General features: G+C 66.2%; 13 protein-coding genes. 8 read left to right on the forward strand and 5 right to left on the reverse strand.

The genetic code is table 11. The features are described from left to right. The 3 genes from EN780_RS15930 to EN780_RS15940 form a co-directional block, all read right to left on the reverse strand. A partial coding sequence (locus EN780_RS15930) for an aldehyde dehydrogenase family protein (protein ID WP_128274664.1) occupies positions 1 to 220 on the reverse strand: 220 nt, incomplete at its 3' end. Continuing rightward, entirely contained in the window at positions 217 to 1410 is a 1194-nt protein-coding gene (locus tag EN780_RS15935) for a cytochrome P450 (protein ID WP_128274665.1), read from the reverse strand. The genes EN780_RS15935 and EN780_RS15930, both read right to left, overlap by 4 nt. A gap of 56 nt (positions 1411 to 1466) precedes the next feature. Further along, positions 1467 to 2912 (reverse strand): APC family permease, encoded by a 1446-nt coding sequence (locus EN780_RS15940; RefSeq protein ID WP_128274666.1) that lies wholly within the window; start codon positions 2910 to 2912, stop codon positions 1467 to 1469. Between the two features lie 176 nt (positions 2913 to 3088). On the opposite strand from EN780_RS15940, the gene EN780_RS15945 reads away from it, so the two are divergent. From EN780_RS15945 to EN780_RS15960, 4 genes are read left to right on the forward strand one after another with little or no spacing between them, the layout of a single operon-like run. Further along, a complete protein-coding gene (locus EN780_RS15945) occupies positions 3089 to 3853 on the forward strand; it encodes an IclR family transcriptional regulator (RefSeq protein WP_128274667.1) in 765 nt (254 codons plus the stop codon). Next, positions 3850 to 5136, forward strand: coding sequence for a Tm-1-like ATP-binding domain-containing protein (locus EN780_RS15950; RefSeq protein ID WP_128274668.1), 1287 nt, complete (start codon positions 3850 to 3852; stop codon positions 5134 to 5136). Before EN780_RS15945 ends, EN780_RS15950 begins: the two co-directional genes overlap by 4 nt. Next, positions 5133 to 5828: an HAD-IA family hydrolase gene (locus tag EN780_RS15955; RefSeq protein WP_128274669.1), complete on the forward strand. Its 696-nt coding sequence runs from the start codon at positions 5133 to 5135 to the stop codon at positions 5826 to 5828. Before EN780_RS15950 ends, EN780_RS15955 begins: the two co-directional genes overlap by 4 nt. After that, entirely contained in the window at positions 5821 to 7173 is a 1353-nt protein-coding gene (locus tag EN780_RS15960) for an aminotransferase class III-fold pyridoxal phosphate-dependent enzyme (protein ID WP_128274670.1), read from the forward strand. Before EN780_RS15955 ends, EN780_RS15960 begins: the two co-directional genes overlap by 8 nt. A gap of 99 nt (positions 7174 to 7272) precedes the next feature. On the opposite strand, the gene EN780_RS15965 is transcribed toward EN780_RS15960, so the two are convergent. Continuing rightward, positions 7273 to 8163 (reverse strand): helix-turn-helix domain-containing protein, encoded by an 891-nt coding sequence (locus EN780_RS15965; protein ID WP_348631260.1) that lies wholly within the window; start codon positions 8161 to 8163, stop codon positions 7273 to 7275. A gap of 73 nt (positions 8164 to 8236) precedes the next feature. Here EN780_RS15965 and EN780_RS15970 point away from each other — a divergent pair, with 73 nt between their 5' ends. Together EN780_RS15970 and EN780_RS15975 are read left to right on the forward strand one after the other, a co-directional pair. After that, complete coding sequence (locus EN780_RS15970) at positions 8237 to 9781, forward strand: 4-hydroxyphenylacetate 3-hydroxylase N-terminal domain-containing protein (protein WP_128274675.1); 1545 nt, start codon at positions 8237 to 8239, stop codon at positions 9779 to 9781. Positions 9782 to 9792: 11 nt separating this feature from the next. Continuing rightward, entirely contained in the window at positions 9793 to 10302 is a 510-nt protein-coding gene (locus EN780_RS15975; protein ID WP_127312152.1) for a flavin reductase, read from the forward strand. 173 nt (positions 10303 to 10475) lie between these two features. On the opposite strand, the gene hpaR is transcribed toward EN780_RS15975, so the two are convergent. After that, positions 10476 to 10883 carry a homoprotocatechuate degradation operon regulator HpaR gene (gene hpaR / locus EN780_RS15980; protein WP_245499989.1) on the reverse strand — a complete coding sequence of 136 codons (408 nt, stop codon included), beginning with the start codon at positions 10881 to 10883 and terminating at the stop codon, positions 10476 to 10478. A 213-nt stretch (positions 10884 to 11096) separates the two neighbouring features. Here hpaR and EN780_RS15985 point away from each other — a divergent pair, with 213 nt between their 5' ends. Both EN780_RS15985 and EN780_RS15990 read left to right on the forward strand, forming a co-directional pair. Further along, complete coding sequence (locus EN780_RS15985; protein WP_128274672.1) at positions 11097 to 11483, forward strand: 5-carboxymethyl-2-hydroxymuconate Delta-isomerase; 387 nt, start codon at positions 11097 to 11099, stop codon at positions 11481 to 11483. 27 nt (positions 11484 to 11510) lie between these two features. Beyond that, positions 11511 to 12356: aldehyde dehydrogenase family protein (locus EN780_RS15990; RefSeq protein WP_128274673.1), on the forward strand; the 846-nt coding region annotated here is incomplete at its 3' end.

Below are 12356 nucleotides of genomic sequence, written 5' to 3' on the forward strand. Positions count from 1 at the left end.
ACCAGGACCCCTTCTCGAAGGCCTTGCGGGCAGCGAGCACCGCGCGATCGACATCGGCGGCATTGCCGTCGGCGATGCTGGCGAAGGGACGTCCGTCGATCGGCGAGATCACCGGCAAGGTGGCGCCGGTCGCGGCTGCCGTCTGGACGCCATCGATGAACAGATTTCGCGCGCCGACCTCGGCCTTGCGCAGCGTGTCGATGGTGGTCTGGCTGATCATTGGGCAGCGGCTCCGAAGGCGACATTGAGGGTGGTAGGCGCGCGGAACTCCCAGCCGCGGAACACCGGTTCCTTCCCGGGCACCAGTTTCAGGTCCGGGAAGCGCTCGAGCAACAACCGTAGCGCCAGGCACATCTGCTCGCGCGCGAAAAAGCGGCCGGAACAGAAATGATGGCCGAAGCCGAAGGCGGCGTGGTTGCCTTCGTCGCGATGGATGTCGAAACGATCGGGGTCGGTGAAGCGGCTTTCGTCGCGGCTGGCCGAGGAGACCAGCGCCGCGACCGGCGCGCCGGCGGGGACCACGGCGCCGCCGATCTCCACCGCGCGTGTCGTCTGGCGCGTCTGGGTGCCGATCGGCGCCACCCAGCGCAGGCCCTCGTCGACCGCCTTCGGCACGAAGGTGTCGGGGTCGTCGAGCACTTGCCGCAGTTGTTCGGGATGGGCGAGCAGGCCGGCAAGGATCGAGCCGGCGCCATGGCCGGGCTCCTGCATGCCGCCGAGCAGGATGACCTTGATGCTCGGCATCAGGAAATCGATTGGACGGGTTTTCCCATCCGGCATGCCGTCATGCAGCATGTGCGAAAGCGCCGAGTCGTCGGGCTCGCGGGCGAGTTGCTCAAGCGTCGGCAGGATGGCGGCGCCGACCTCGGCGCTGATCGCATGGGCGACCTCTTGCCGCTTCGGGTCGTTCTCGAAATTGATGGCGCCCTGGGCGAGGCCATAGAACCAGCGCCGCAAGGTCGGCATGTCGATGTCGTCGAGGCCGAGCGAGCGCGCCAGGCTGAGCGTCGACACCGGCTCGAAATAGTCTGCCATCAGCTCGGCCGAGCCCTTTTCGGCGATCTGGTCGAGAAACGGTTCGGCAACCGAGCGCACCAGGTCGCCGGCATAGGAGGCGACGGTGCGCGGCCGATATTTTGGATCGACGCCCTGGCGAAGGTCTTTGTGAATCTCGCCGTCGGTGGTCAGGATGGTCGGCTTGCCGAAAGAGCGCTCGACCGGCGACGTGCCGACCACTGCCGAGAAGATATCGGGCGACTTGGCGACGGTCTCGACATCCTTCCAGCGGGTGACGAACCAGAGGTTGACCGCCGGCACATAGGCGACCGGGGCGCTGCGCCTCAGTTCGGCGTAGATCGGGTAAGGATCGGCTTCCAGCGCCTCGACGGTGATCTCGTCGGCAAAGCTCAATGCCGTCACTCCCTTTGCGATGGAAGGGCGGCGCCAGGCGCCGCCCCTTGTCTGTCTCAATCCTTCAGCGGCACGCCGAGATTGTCGAAGGCGACCGGATCGCGGCCCTTCAATGCGCTCGCCAGCAACAGGCCGACAACGGCGGCGATCAGCACCAGCGACGGCAGGAACACGCCGAGGAAGCCGCCTGCGCCGGACAGGCTGCCGAAATTGATGACGATCAGGTAGATGATGATGACGAAGGCGATGAAGGTCAGCCCAGGCAATATGGTCGTCTTCAGCGCGTTTTCCTGGCCGGACGGATTGGCGCGGAAGTACATCACCACGGCCAGCGAGGCCACCGCCATCATCACGATGACGCCCAGCGTCGCGACATTGGTCAGCCACGAAAACAGCGCCAGCACCGGGTCGAGGCCGAGCACGGCGAAGAGCCCGACGACAACAGCGGCAAGCACCGTCTGGATAACCGAGGCGACATGCGGGCTCTGGTGCGCCGAATGGGTCACGCCGATGGTCTGCGGCAGCAGCTTCTCACGACCGGCGACATAGATGTAACGGGCGACCGCGTTGTGGAACGCCAGCACCCCGGCGAACAGGCTCGACACGAACAGGATGCTCATGGCGTGGGTGAGCGCCGTCCCGGAATAGCGGTCGGACAGGCCGAACAGGAAGGTGGTCGGATCCTGCAGGCCCTGCAAGTCCGGCAGCAGCTTGTCGACGCCGGCGCCGACCGCCATCAGCCAGGCGGTGACCATGTAGAAAAGGCCGATCAGGATGACGGAGAAATAGGTGGCGCGCGGAATGGTGACCTTGGGGTCGCGCGCCTCCTCGGCGTAGATGGTGGTCGCCTCGAAGCCGATGAAGGCGGCAAAGCAGAACAGGATGGCAATCGCCGGCGCGCCGCTGGTGATCTGGCTCCAGCTGAACGGCGCTGCCGACAGGCCGCTGTCGCCGCCGGTCTTGAGGATCGTCAGGTCGAGGATCAGCACCACGACATATTCGGCAAGCACCAGCACGGTCAGGATCTTGGCCGACAGGTCGACCTGCCGGTAGCCGAGCACGGCGACGATGGCGATGGCGATGAAGCTCCACACCCACCAAGGCAGAGCGATGCCCCAGCCGGCGAACAGGCCGGCGGTCGCGGCACCGAGCAGGCCCATGACGCCGATCTGCATGGCGTTGTAGGACAGGATGGCGATCAGCGCCGTCGCACCGCCGGCGAGGCCGCCGAGACCGCGCGCCGCATAGGCATAGAAGGCGCCCGCATTGCCGACATGGCGCGACATGGCGACGTAACCGACAGCGAACAAGAGCAGCAGGACCGTGACGATGAGATAGGTGCCGGCAAAGCCGGCGCCGTTGCCCATCAGCATGCCGAGCGGCGTTCCACCCGCCACAGCCGTGAGCGGCGCAGCAGCCGAGATCACCATGAAGGTGATGGCGCCGACGCCAAGGCTGTTCTTCCTTAGCCGGTTCGCTTCGCCGGCTTCAATTGTCGTCATCTTTCCCTCCAGATCCGCGCTCGCGGAAACCAAGTGTCCCTGAAATGCCGTGGCCTTCTGCCGGGCCATGATCGTTTCACTATTTGCAACGACATTTCGAATATAGACTTGCAAAGGAATCGACTTGCTGTCAAGTTAATTCGCACGTTAAGTATCTGATGGAGGATCAGACCTGGATGAGCACGGTAGGCAAAGCCATTTCGCTGCTGGAGATGCTCGGTCGCGGCGCGCCCGAGACGGCGCTTGCCGACCTCGCCAGGCGCGCCGCCTTCGACAAGGCGACGACGCGGCGGCTGCTGGTCTCCCTCATCGAACACGGGCTGGTGGAGCAGGACGAGACCACGCGGCTTTACCGGCTGGGCGCCGGCATCGCGCGGCTGGCGCTTATGCGCGAGGCGCAGTTTCCGTTCCTGCGCATGGCGGTGCCGGTGGTCGAGCAGCTGGCGGCCGAGACCGGCGAGACCGTGCATCTGTCGGAATATTCGAAGCGCGGCCTGATCTCGGTCTATGTCATCGAATCGGCCAAGGCCAACCGCGTCAGCGTGCAGCTTGGCGAGGTGCTGCCTTTGCATGCGACGGCGTCGGGAATTGCCTTCCTGGCGTTCACCGAGGAGCATGTCCGCGCCGGCGTCCTCGCGGGACCGCTGCCGGCCTTCACGCCCTACACGATCGGCGACGCCGAAACGCTCGCCGAACATATCGCCGCCGCCCGCGCGCGCGGCCATTCGACCGGCTCGCAAGGCTATGAGGAAGGCGTGCTCAGCGTCGCGGCACCGATCCTCGGCGCCGACGGCCTGGCCATTGGCGCCATCGCGGTCGCAGCACCCCGGGTGCGGATCCAGAAAGGCGACATCGAGCGCCACGGCGCCAGCGTCGCCGCGGCGGCGCGCGGCATCAGCGAGCGGCTTTTCGGCAGGCTGCCGGGCCGCAAGCGGGCATGACAACAACGACATTGCAGGGAGAACCGACTGTGGAGGAGACACGCCGTATCCTGGTTATCGGCACCGGCGACACCAAAGCCGACGAGCTTCTGTTCATGCGCGAGCGCATCGAGGCGGTCGGCGGCGTCGCCGTGATGATGGACGTCAGCGTGCTCGGCGACCCACCCTACCGGCCGGCCTATGACAGGCACGCCGTGGCCAGGGCCGCCGACACGACGATCGATGCGATCATCGCCAGCGGCGACGAGAACTCAGCGATGACGCTGATGGCGCTCGGCGCCTCGCGGCTGGCGCGCGCGCTCCACGACAAAAGCGAGATCGACGGCGTCATCGCGCTCGGCGGCTCGATGGGCACCGACCTTGCGCTCGACGTCGCGCTGGCGCTGCCGCTCGGCGTGCCGAAATTCGTCGTCTCGACGATCGCCTATTCGCATCTCCTGCCGCCCGAGCGGATCGCCACAGACCTGATGATGATCCTTTGGGCCGGCGGGCTCTATGGGCTCAACAGCGCCTGCAAGGCGGTGCTGTCGCAAGCCTGCGGCGCGGTGGTGGGTGCCGCGCAGGCCGTCGTCAAGCCGGATCAGGCAAAGCCGCGGATCGGCATGAGCTCGCTCGGCAAAAGCTGCCTGCACTATATGGTGAGGCTGAAGCCGGAGCTGGAAAAGCGCGGCTACGAGGTGATCGTCTTCCACACCACCGGTATGGGCGGACGGGCGCTGGAGGCGATCGCGGCGCAAAAGGGTTTTGTCGCGGTGATGGATTTCAGCCTGCAGGAACTCGCCAACCAGCTCACCGGCTCGGTGGTGAATTCCGGCACCGACCGGCTGGAGAATGCGGGCCGGCAAGGTATCCCGCAGATCGTCGCGCCCGGCGCCATCGACATGGTGGATTTCCCGACCTGGCAAACGGTGCCGTCGCGTTTCATCGAGCGGCCCTACCATGCGCACAACCGGTTGCTCGCCTCGGTGACCTCGGACGCCTCGACCCGCAAAGAGATCGCGCGCGCCATCGGCGAGAAGCTCGCCGCGGCGACCGGCCCGACCGCCTTCATCCTGCCCGCCGGCGGCATCCAGCAATGGGACCAGGAAGGCGAGCCGCTGCATGAGCCAGAGGCGCTGTCGGCCTTTGTCGAGGAGATGCGTGCCAGCGTGCCTGCCAATGCCGAGCTGCACGAGATCGCCGGGCACATCAACGACGCCGCTTTCTGCGCCAAGGCGCTGGAGATCTTCGACCGCTGGGTCGCCGAGGGCATCGTTCCGCCCGGCCGTGGGCACGCCGCATGAGCCGTCCTTCGCCAAAGGCGCTGGTGCTCGACTTCGGCGGCGTCGTCACCCGCACGCTGTTCGAGACGCATGCGCTGACCGAACGGGCGCTGGGGCTGGCGCCGGGCACGCTTGCCTGGCGCGGCCCGTTCGACCCGGCCTCCGATCCTTTGTGGCGGGCCATGCAGGCGGACGAGATCAGCGAGCGAGACTACTGGAGGACGCGCACGCGCGAGGTCGGCCAGCTGGTTGGCGAGGACTGGCGGGACATGTCGACCTTCGTGCAGCGGGCGCGCGGCGCCGACCCGCAAGCGGTGGTGCGGCCGGAGGCCGAGCAGGCGATCCGGACGGCGCATGCGGCCGGCGTCAGGCTGGCCATCCTCTCCAACGAGCTCGACCTCTTCTACGGCACCAGCTTCCGCCAGCGGCTGCCGCTGCTGTCGCCGTTTGAGACGATCGTCGACGCCACCTACACACACATCCTCAAGCCCGACCGCCGCGCCTACGCGATGGTCGGCGAGGCGCTGGAGCTGCCGCTCGGCGCGTGCGTCTTCGTCGACGACCAGCAGCGCAACATCGACGGCGCCATCGCCGCCGGCATGCTGACCGTGCATTTCGACGTCGCCCGGCCGGCGCAGAGCTATGCCGAGGCGCTTGGCCATTTCGGCCTTGCCCTCTCCCAATCGGAAACCGGAGTTCCCACCGATGCGTGACATCAACTTCCTCACCGAGAACAACGCCAAGCCGATCTGGCATCCGATGGCGCATCCGGCCGAGATGCGGGCGACGCCGCCGAAGATCATCATGAAGGGCGACGGCGTCTCGGTCACCGATGCCGAGGGACGCACCGTGCTCGATGCGGTCGGTGGCCTGTGGAACGTCAACCTCGGCTACAGCTGCGACCCGATCAAGCAAGCGATGGCCGCGCAGCTCGATGCGCTCCCCTACTATTCCGGCTTTCGCGGCACCTCGACCGGTCCGTCGATCGAGCTCGCCTACGAGCTCACCGACTGGTTCGCGCCGGAGGGCATGGTGCGCGCCTTCTTCACCTCGGGCGGATCGGATTCGGTGGAGACGGCGCTGCGGCTCGCGCGCCAATACTGGAAGATAAGAGGCCAAGGCGACCGGACGAAATTCCTGGCGCTGAAGAAGGGCTATCACGGCACGCATTTCGGTGGCGCCTCGGTCAACGGCAACGCCAATTTCCGCCGCAACTACGAGCCGCTCTTGCCCGGCGTCTTCCACACGCCGGCGCCGTGGACCTACCGGAACCCGTTCGACGAGACCGACCCGGCGAAGCTGGCGAAGCTCTGCGCGCGGGCGATCGAGGACGAGATCGCCTTCCAGGGCGCCGACACCATCGCCGCCTTCATCATGGAGCCGGTGCTCGGCGCCGGCGGCGTCATCGTTCCGCATGAAAGCTTCATGCCGCTGGTGCGCGCGATCTGCGACCGCCACGACATCCTTCTGATCGCCGACGAGGTGGTGACCGGGTTGGGCCGCACCGGTGCGTGGTCCGGCTCGCGGCTCTCCGGCACGAAACCCGACTTCATGACCATCGCCAAGGCGATCACGTCCGGCTACTTCCCGCTCGGTGCTGCGCTGATCGGCGCCAAGGTCGCCGACGTGTTCGAGGCCGACAAGACGAGCTTCGGCGCCATTGGCCACGGCTACACCTATTCCGGCCACCCGGTCGGCTGCGCGGCCGGGCTGGCGGCGCTCGCCGAAACAAAACGGCTCGCCGTCAACGAGAACGCGGCGGCGCGCGGCGTCGAGCTCGGCAAGGTTCTGGAGGCGCTGAAGGCGAAGCATCAGCTGGTCGGCGACGTGCGCTATCAGGGCCTGATGGCGGCGCTGGAGCTGGTCTCGGACCGCGCCGCCAAGAAGCCGGCCGACAAGAAGACATTGGCCGTGGTGGCCGAAGCCGCCTACCAGGCCGGCGTCATGCTGCGCGTCTCCGGCAACACCATCATTCTGTCGCCGCCGCTGGTCATCTCGGCCGCCGATGTGGCGAAGATCGGCGAGGCGCTGGATGCGGGGTTGGCTGCTGCGGCGTGAGTAGTGAGTAGTGAGTAGTGAGTAGTGAGTAGTGAGTAGTGAGTATGAGTAGAATTTCGGTTCGAACATTTGTTCAATCCTCGCTCCGTTTACTACCTACTACTCACTACTTACTCTTTGTCTCCGCCACGCCGCCGGCGACAAGCCAACCGCCTGTCGAAAGAAGCGAGAAAAGTAGGCCGGATCATTGAAGCCGGTCTCGTAGGCGATGTCCTCGACCGTGCGGATGGTGAAGAGCAGCAGGCGCTTGGCTTCGACGAGGCGCCGGTCGCCGATCGCCTGGCGCACGCCCGCGCCCAGCACCTGGCGCGCGGCCTTGTCGAGCAGGTGGCGGGTGGTGCCGAGTTCCTCGACATAGCGCTCCACCGGCCAGTCCTCGCGGAAGTGCCGGTCGATCAGCCGCCGCAGCCGGCCGCCGAGCGCCACCGCCGCCGGCACCGCGATGGCATGCGATTGCGCATCGAGGCGGGCGATGCCCGACAGCGCCACCGCGATCAGCGGCGGCAGGATTCTTTCCACGCCGGGCAGCCTGTCGGCATATTCCGCCTGGATCATCCTGACCGTATTACCCAACCTCTCCCACAGCGCGCCCTCGCCGCGCCCCGTGACGAAAACCGGCTGGTCGAGCGGCAGCGCGGACTGCTCGGCGAGCACCGCGAGCGCCGCATCGGCGACCGAGACGACGATGGCATCGGTGCCTGGTTCGATGTCGAAGCCATGCACCACGCCGCTCGGCATGAAGCTCACGGTGGGAGCGGAAAAACTCCAGGTCTTGTCCTCGATCCGGTAGGTGCCGCGCCCGCTTGTCCAAAAGGTGATCTGCGCCATTTGCGGATGCTTGTGCGCCAGAACCTGGCCGCGATGCACGGAAGCGCGCGCCTGCACCGTCTCGACATGCAGGAACCCGACGTCGAGCGCCCGCGCCGGCTCGCCGTAGACGAAGAATTCGGGAATGGCGGTCTGGCTCATCGGGCGCCGGAAAAAGTCCAAGTGATTTTCCGCTTTCGTCCATAAACCATCGCGCGGCTTGCGGCTACTCTCAACCCATCAAGGGAGGATCATGATGCGATCGGAAGATTTCCGGGCCGACACGAAACGGCCGTTCACAGGCGCCGAATATCTCGCGAGCCTGCGCGACGGGCGCGAGGTGTATATCAATGGCGAGCGGGTCGCCGATGTCACCAGCCATCCGGCGATGCGCAATTCGGCGCGTTCGCTGGCCCGCCTCTATGACGCCTTGCACGACCCCAACCGGCAGGCGGCGCTGACCGCGCCGACCGATACCGGCTCGGGCGGCTATACGCATAAATATTTCCGCGTCGCCCGCTCCGCCGCCGAACTCGCCCAGCAGCAGACCGCGATCGCCGACTGGTCGCGCATGTCCTATGGCTGGATGGGTCGCACGCCCGACTACAAGGCGGCGCTGATGAACACACTCGGCGCCAATGCCGAGTGGTACGGCCCGTTCAAGGACAATGCGCTGGCCTGGCACAAACGCGCCCAGGAAGCAGTCCTGTTCATGAACCACGCCATCGTCAATCCGCCGATCGACCGCCACAAGCCGGCCGAGGCCGTGAAGGACGTGTTCGTGCACATCACCAAGGAGAACGATGCCGGCATCTGGGTGTCGGGCGCCAAGGTGGTGGCGACGTCGTCGGCGCTGACCCACTACAATTTCCTGGCGCAAAGCTCGGCGACGGTGACGGAGGACCCGACGCTGTCGGTGATGTTCATCGTGCCGATGAACGCGCCGGGCATAAAGATGTTCTGCCGCGTCTCCTACGAGCAGACCGCCAATACGGTCGGCCAGCCCTTCGACTATCCCTTGTCGTCGCGCTTCGACGAGAACGACGCGATCCTGGTGCTGGACAATGTCTTCATCCCCTGGGAGGACGTGCTGGTGCTGCGCGACGCGCAGAAGATCCTGTCCTTCCATCCGGCCTCGGGCTTCATGCACGGCTACTGCTTCCAGGGCTGCACGCGCTTTGCCGTCAAGCTCGACTTCCTCTGCGGCCTGCTCGCCAAGGCGCTGCGCGCCACAGGCGGCGACGCCTTCCGCGGCAACCAGGCAGCACTCGGCGAGGTGATCGCGCTGCGCCACATGTTCTGGAGCTTTTCCAACGCCATGGCGCACAACCCGATCCCGTGGGCCAGCGGCGCGGTGCTGCCCAATCTCGAAGCGGCGCTTTCCTACCGCACCTTCATGTCGGAGGCCTATCCGCGCGTCATCGACACGGTGCGCCGGGTGATCGCCTCGGGGCTGATCTACCTGCCGTCCTCGGCCAGGGATTTCGACAATCCGGAGATCGACCGCTACTTGGCGCAATATGTGCGCGGCTCCAACGACATGGGCCATGTCGAGCGCATCAAGATCATGAAGCTCCTGTGGGACGCGACCGGCACAGAATTCGGCGGCCGCCACGCGCTCTACGAGCTCAACTATGCCGGCGCGCCGGAAGAGGTGCGGCTGCAGGTGCTGAAGGGCGCCGAGCGCGGCGGCCGGCTGAAGCAGATGGAGGAACTGGTCGACCAGTGCATGGCCGACTATGACGAAAAGGGCTGGACCGGCGATACCTGGCTGCCGCCGCTTTCGGCCGCGGCAAACTAGGGGGACCGGCGATGGAGGCGCAGGTCTCGAGGCTGGAATTCCGTGACGCCATGGCGCGGGTCTGCGCGCCGGTCAACATCGTCACCACGGACGGCCCGGCGGGGCGCGGCGGCTTCACCGCCACCGCCATGTGCAGCGTATCCGACGATCCGCCGACGCTGCTGGTGTGCATGAACGAGCGCTCGGCGCAGACCGGCCTGTTCCTCGCCAACCAGCGCTTTTGCGTCAACGTGCTCACCCAGTCGCACATGCATCTGGCGGGAAAGTTCGCCGGCGCGATTCGCGACATGGCCGAGCGCTATCAAGCCGCGCGCTGGCAGACCATGCCGTCCGGCATGCCGGCGCTGCTCGATGCCATCGTCAGCTTCGACTGCGAGATCGGCGCTGTGAACAAGGTCGGCACGCACAATGTGATGTTCGGCCGCGTCGTCGACATCCGCCACGGCAGCGACGAGGCGGCGCTGCTCTATGTCGGCCGCAACTACATGCAGCCGAGCGCGGTCGGCAGTTTTGGGGGGTGAGGACCAGCTCGCCCCTCACCCGGATTGCCAACCGAATTGCAAAGAGCAATTCGGGGCAATCCGACCTCTCCCCAGGGGGGAGTGGAGATCGCCAGCGCTGGCGCCTTTCTCTTCTCCCCGCCGGGGAGAAGGTGGCGGCGAAGCGGCCGGATGAGGGGGCGCTCGCGCGAAACTCAGCCCTGTTCCGTCGACTCCGACTGGATCAGGCCTTCGAGCATGTCGAGCAGGCGCTCGTGCTGCTCGGCGCCGTAGCGCTTTTCGATTGCGTCGTAGATGGCGATGCGCTCCGGCGCCAGGTCCTCGATCAGCGCCAGGCCGGCCGGGCTGATCGCGAGCAGCGCGCGGCGGCCGTCGTCCTTGACCTTGTTGCGGGTGATGAACTCGCGCTCTTCCATCGCCTTGATGATGCGGGTCAGGCTGGGCGGCAGGATCGAGGCGCGGTTGGCGAGTTCGGTCGCTTCCAGCGGACCGGTCTCGGCGAGCACCCGCAGCACGCGCCATTGCTGCTCGGTGATGTCGTGGCGGGCGAGCATCGGCCGGAAATGCGCCATGATCACCTCGCGGGCGCGAAGCAGAGCCATCGGCAGGGAGCGACGAGTGCTCGGTGGTAGCAAAATCAGGTCTCCGAAAAATCCAATCCAGTACGAGTCGCGGTAAATATTAGCACCCCGATCACAGCTATGTCCGCGATTTTGCCGGGAGCGGCAATCCCGCCGCCGGGACACAGAGAACGACGCTTGACATTCGATCGTCAAGATGTAATTCACATGTTAATTAAAAGGTGGAGGAAACTTTTGCCCCATATGGCGATCGAATATTCCGCGAATCTCGACGCGAAGGTCGACATGGGCGCGCTTTGCGAGTTGGTCTCGCGCACCATCCTCGAAACCGGCCTGTTCGAACCAGGCGCCGTCCGCGTGCGCGCCTTCCGCGCCGAGGCCTATGCGATCGCCGACCGCCTGCCCGAGAACGGCTTCATCGACATGAACTTCCGTATCGGCAAGGGCCGCAGCGCGGCGGAAAAGAAGAGCGCAGGCGAAGCGATCTTCGCGGCGGTGTCCGATCATCTGGCGACGCTGTTCGCGACGCCGCATTTCGCGCTGTCGCTGGAGATCCGCGAGATCGACGCCGAACTCAGCTGGAAGAAGAACGCCATCCACCCGCGGCTGCGTGGCAAGTGACTGAGCGCTAGAGAACAGGAAAGACCCATGGCGGCACTGGACGACAATCTGCGCAAGGCCGAGGCTTATCTGGAGCGCTTCAGGAAGCACGGCGTGCTCAACCAGATCGGCGGCGAGGCGGTGCCTTCGGCCGACGGCTCGACCTATGAGACGATCTCGCCGATCGACCTGAAGCCGATCGCCACGGTGGCGCGCGGCAAGCCCGCCGACATCGACCGCGCCGCCAAGGCGGCGAAGGCCGCCTTCAAGGAGTGGGCGGCGATATCGGGCGATGCCCGCAAGAAGCTGCTGCACAGGATCGCCGACGCCATCGTCGCGCGCGCCGAGGAGATCGCCTTCGTCGAATGCATGGATACCGGCCAGTCGCTGAAGTTCATGGCCAAGGCGGCATTGCGTGGCGCGGAAAACTTCCGCTTCTATGGCGACCGCGCGCCGGAGGCCCGCGACGGCCAGACCATCCGCGCGCCGAACCAGGTCAACATGACGACGCGGGCGCCGATCGGCCCGGTCGGCGTGATCACGCCGTGGAACACGCCGTTCATGCTGTCGACCTGGAAGATCGCGCCGGCGCTCGCCGCCGGCTGCACCATCGTCCACAAGCCGGCGGAACTGTCGCCGCTGACGGCGCGGCTGCTGGTCGAGATCGCCGAGGAGGCCGGCCTGCCCAAGGGCGTGTGGAACCTCGTCAACGGCTTTGGCGAGGACGCCGGACGCGCGCTGACCGAGCACCCCGACATCAAGGCGATCGGCTTCGTCGGCGAAAGCCGCACCGGCTCGATGATCATGCGCCAGGGCGCTGAAACGCTGAAGCGCGTGCATTTCGAGCTTGGCGGCAAGAACCCGGTGATCGTCTTCGCCGACGCCGATCTCGAA

This window comes from Mesorhizobium sp. M4B.F.Ca.ET.089.01.1.1, from assembly GCF_004022605.1.
Taxonomy (GTDB): Bacteria; Pseudomonadota; Alphaproteobacteria; order Rhizobiales; family Rhizobiaceae; genus Mesorhizobium; species Mesorhizobium abyssinicae.

Bases quoted from the DNA above. Each gene is read 5' to 3' on its own strand.
- EN780_RS15940 (WP_128274666.1), bottom strand. From the start codon at position 2,912: ATGACGACAATTGAAGCCGGCGAAGCGAACCGGCTAAGGAAGAACAGC.
- EN780_RS15945 (WP_128274667.1), top strand. From the start codon at position 3,089: ATGAGCACGGTAGGCAAAGCCATTTCGCTGCTGGAGATGCTCGGTCGC.
- EN780_RS15950 (WP_128274668.1), top strand. From the start codon at position 3,850: ATGACAACAACGACATTGCAGGGAGAACCGACTGTGGAGGAGACACGC.
- EN780_RS15955 (WP_128274669.1), top strand. From the start codon at position 5,133: ATGAGCCGTCCTTCGCCAAAGGCGCTGGTGCTCGACTTCGGCGGCGTC.
- EN780_RS15960 (WP_128274670.1), top strand. From the start codon at position 5,821: ATGCGTGACATCAACTTCCTCACCGAGAACAACGCCAAGCCGATCTGG.
- EN780_RS15970 (WP_128274675.1), top strand. From the start codon at position 8,237: ATGCGATCGGAAGATTTCCGGGCCGACACGAAACGGCCGTTCACAGGC.
- EN780_RS15975 (WP_127312152.1), top strand. From the start codon at position 9,793: ATGGAGGCGCAGGTCTCGAGGCTGGAATTCCGTGACGCCATGGCGCGG.
- hpaR (WP_245499989.1), bottom strand. From the start codon at position 10,883: ATGGCTCTGCTTCGCGCCCGCGAGGTGATCATGGCGCATTTCCGGCCG.